The sequence below is a fragment of the Protofrankia sp. Cr1 genome (assembly GCF_963555865.1).
GTDB lineage: Bacteria > Actinomycetota > Actinomycetes > Frankiales > Frankiaceae > Protofrankia.
This window is the reverse complement of record NZ_CAUVXO010000580.1, coordinates 1-3207: the sequence shown is the minus strand read 5'-3', so window position 1 is coordinate 3207 and position 3207 is coordinate 1. Positions and strand designations below refer to the sequence as shown.

The window sequence follows — 3207 nt, the reverse complement described above, 5'->3', positions numbered from 1 at the left end:
GGCTGCGCACGCAGGCGGTTGGACAGGACCTCGATCGACATACCCGCGTTCGGGCAGTACCGGGTCGCGGCAGTCAGCACACCGGCCAGGTCGAACTCGCCGTCACCGAGCAGCCGCCGGTTGGCCAGGCAGTCGGCCAACAGGTCGTCGTCCTCGGCCACCAGCGGTCCGTCGGACAGCTGCACCCGCACCACGGACGGCCAGATACCGGCGGTGAGATCGTCCAGGGTCTGGCCGCCGCGGTAGACATGCCAGACATCCACGCAGATCCCGCCGTTGGCGCGACCGGCGGCGCGCACGACCGACGCCGCCGTGGCCGCGTCGGGCAGATTGGTGAACGGCAGGAACTCGATGCCGACCACGACACCGCCACCCCCACCCACGCCCGCCGCCCGGTCGCAGAGGGCGGCGAACTGAGCCGCAGCCTCATCCAGACCGCCTTCATAGGAACCGAGAGCGCCGACGTAGGGAACCCGTAGCCGGTCCGCGGCGCTCCAACAGAGGTCCTCGGCCGCGTCGGGCGCTGCGCCAAACGGCCGCAACGCCTCCAGCTCCCCCACGACGACACCGGCCTCGGCACACAGATCCTCCAGTTCGGCCAGGCTGTGCCCGGCCGCCAGCCAGTCGCGCAACCAGCTCAGGCTCAGGCCGATGGAGGTGAAGCCGGCGGCGCGGGCCACCTGAGCGCGTCGCAGTGGCTCCAGCGGCGCCAGGGTGTGAAACGCCAGCGTCACACCGCCGAGATCGTCCGGCGCGGCTGCGTCCAGACCCGCGCTCACTGGGCGCCCAGGTCCTCGGCTGCCGCCGGCGGTGCGGTGGCCCACATCTTCGCCCCGTCGAAGCCGGTACGCCGCTGCGGAACGACCTCGATGATCACCCGGGCCGTCGAATCGAGCAAGCGGGCGAACTCCGCCTGCTTGGCCGGATCACCGGGTCGCATCGCCGCGGCGAACTCCGGCAGAAACCAGTCCTTGGTCGCACGGTCGTCGTGGACGACGGCCAGCCCCCGGTAGGTCAGCGAGCGCCGCGCCGGGATGCCGGAGCCCTTGCTACTCACCACGACGGACACCCGGTTGTCACGGCGCATCGCTGCGACCCGTGGCCGCCAGTCCGTGGCCGTCACCCAGAAACGACCCCGACGGAACATGTAGTTGACCACCGCGCCGAGAGGATGCCCCGTCGCGTTCACCCAGACCACGGTGCACTCCGTCTGTTGCGCGAGCAGCTCCGCCTCGCCGTCGTCGTCGAGCGTGAAAGCGGAGAGGTCCTCCCAGCCCCGTACCGGCGGTGTCACCATCGGCGTCCTCGCATTCATCGCTTTCATCGGAAAAGATCTTATCTGGATGAACGTTCTGGATGGACTTTCTGTAGTCACCCATGACAAACAATGCCGACCGGCGGTACGGTCCAGCACCATGACAACAGCCCCCGTACCAGCAGCGCTCGCCCGACAGCTCGCCGAACTCGCCGAACTCGCCGAACTCGCCGAACTCGCCGACCGGGTCGCCATCCTCGACGTGGTGGCGGCCTATGCCACCGCTCTGGACACCAGGACCTGGGCAGCCCTGGATGGCCTGTTCACCGACGACGCGGTGTGCACCTATGGCGGGTCCGTCGGCGACCTGACCGGCCAGAACGCGATCATCAAGTCGCTGCGGGCCGTGCTCGAACCGCTCGACGCCACCCAGCATCAGGTCACCAACTCGGTGGTGCGAGTGCACGGCGACACCGCCGAGCACACCGCCTACGTCCACGCCCAGCACGTGCGGCACGGCGTGCCGGGCGGCGAGCTCTACACCATCGGCGCGCGCTATGACGACCAGCTGCGCCGCACGCCCGAGGGCTGGCGCTTCACCCGCCGGGAACTCACCCGCATGTGGACCGACGGTAACCGCGGTGTCCTGCACCCCTGAATCCGTTTCTCAGCGCATCCGTTTCTCAGCGACCGGTCAACCGTGCGACCACGGGTGCAAAGGAGTCGAGCACCCGGTCGCCGACGGTGATATAGGAGAAGCCGTACTCCTCGCGCCGCCGCTCAAGCTGGTCGCAGATCTCGTCCACCGAACCCACCAACGCGTGCGGGAACGCGCGTAGACCCGCCGCGTCCAGGCCGGTCTGGGCCGACAGCTCGGCCTCGGTCGTTCCCGCCGCACCCTCGATCGCGACGAAGTAGGCCGCGGTCTCCAGCTCGATGTCGTCGAACCGCTCTCCCGCGCCCTGGCGGACCCAGGCCAGCTTGCGGTGGGTCTGCTCCGGCCCGGAACCCGCGATGCTGGCCGGTCCGATGACCCCGGACCGGTTGTCGAAGTTGATGCTGACGATGTCGGCGCGCTCGCCGGCCAGACGCAGCACCCGCGGCGAGCCGCCGCCGACCATGAGCGGCGGCCGCAGCTTCGGGACGGGTAGCGGGGCGAAGCCCGCTGCCCGCACCTGGCCACCGTCCACGGCGACATCCTTGCCGGCGAACCAGATGTCGAGCAGCTCCAGCACCTCGGCCAGGAGGTCGACCCGGTGCGCCCCGCTGTCGAACGGCACCCCCATCGCGGTGTACTCGGCCTCCAGCCAGCCGGCGCCCAGGCCGGCCTCGATCCGACCCTCGGCCAGGACCGCGAGCGTCGCGATCTCCTTGGCCAGCACCACCGGCTGGTGGTAACCCACGCAGAACATGCGACAGCCGATCCGCAGCACCGAGCTGACCTCGGCGGCCACGGCCATGGCCGGCACCGGCGCGAGCGTCACCGGCCGATGACCAGTGGGATCCATCGCCGGCCCGGCCCCGATGTAGTGGTCGCAGACGTGCAGGGCCGAATAGCCCAGCTCCTCGACCCGGCGGACCGTGTCCTTCCATTCCCGGGCGTCAGCCGCCCGGTAGCTCTGGGCAGCGAAACGGAACGGACGTCGGGTCGACATGCGGACCCCCTCCTCGGGAACATGGTCAAGCCATGGAGTTTCTTTACGGCACATATAGATAGGGGGCACGATAGCGATCCAAGGACACCTGTGCCAGGAGGTCACGTGACGCAGCTGACCGGGATAGTCCAGATCGCTTACGCGGTCGACGACGTCCGTACCGCAGCCCGATCGTTTGCCGCGCGCCTGGGTATCGGGCCGTTCTTCGTCCGGCGGCACCGGCCGCTTGGCAGCGCCGTGCACCGTGACGCACCTGTCTCTTATACACATCTGACGCTGCCGCGCATTAGACGGTGT

The 3207-nt window shown here is 69.4% G+C and carries 4 protein-coding genes; 1 reads left to right on the top strand and 3 read right to left on the bottom strand.

Annotated elements, in window-relative coordinates; translation table 11 throughout:
- Both U9980_RS26145 and U9980_RS26140 read right to left on the bottom strand, forming a co-directional pair.
- On the bottom strand, positions 1-779 hold a 779-nt coding region (locus U9980_RS26145; protein ID WP_322770363.1), incomplete at its 3' end, for a sugar phosphate isomerase/epimerase family protein.
- On the bottom strand, positions 776-1297 hold the full coding sequence (locus U9980_RS26140) for a pyridoxamine 5'-phosphate oxidase family protein (RefSeq protein ID WP_322770362.1): 522 nt from the start codon (positions 1295-1297) through the stop codon (positions 776-778). The genes U9980_RS26140 and U9980_RS26145, both read right to left, overlap by 4 nt.
- A gap of 118 nt (positions 1298-1415) precedes the next feature.
- Between U9980_RS26140 and U9980_RS26135 the strand changes: the two genes are divergently transcribed.
- Positions 1416-1913: a nuclear transport factor 2 family protein gene (locus U9980_RS26135; protein WP_322770361.1), complete on the top strand. Its 498-nt coding sequence runs from the start codon at positions 1416-1418 to the stop codon at positions 1911-1913.
- A gap of 25 nt (positions 1914-1938) precedes the next feature.
- Here the strand turns inward: U9980_RS26135 and U9980_RS26130 are convergent, their stop codons facing one another.
- Entirely contained in the window at positions 1939-2910 is a 972-nt protein-coding gene (locus U9980_RS26130) for a TIGR03621 family F420-dependent LLM class oxidoreductase (protein WP_322753546.1), read from the bottom strand.
- Positions 2911-3207 lie beyond the last annotated feature (297 nt).

Excerpts from the sequence above, each read along its gene's own strand:
- U9980_RS26140 (WP_322770362.1), bottom strand. The coding sequence starts at position 1,297 with ATGGTGACACCGCCGGTACGGGGCTGGGAGGACCTCTCCGCTTTCACG.
- U9980_RS26135 (WP_322770361.1), top strand. The coding sequence starts at position 1,416 with ATGACAACAGCCCCCGTACCAGCAGCGCTCGCCCGACAGCTCGCCGAA.
- U9980_RS26130 (WP_322753546.1), bottom strand. The coding sequence starts at position 2,910 with ATGTCGACCCGACGTCCGTTCCGTTTCGCTGCCCAGAGCTACCGGGCG.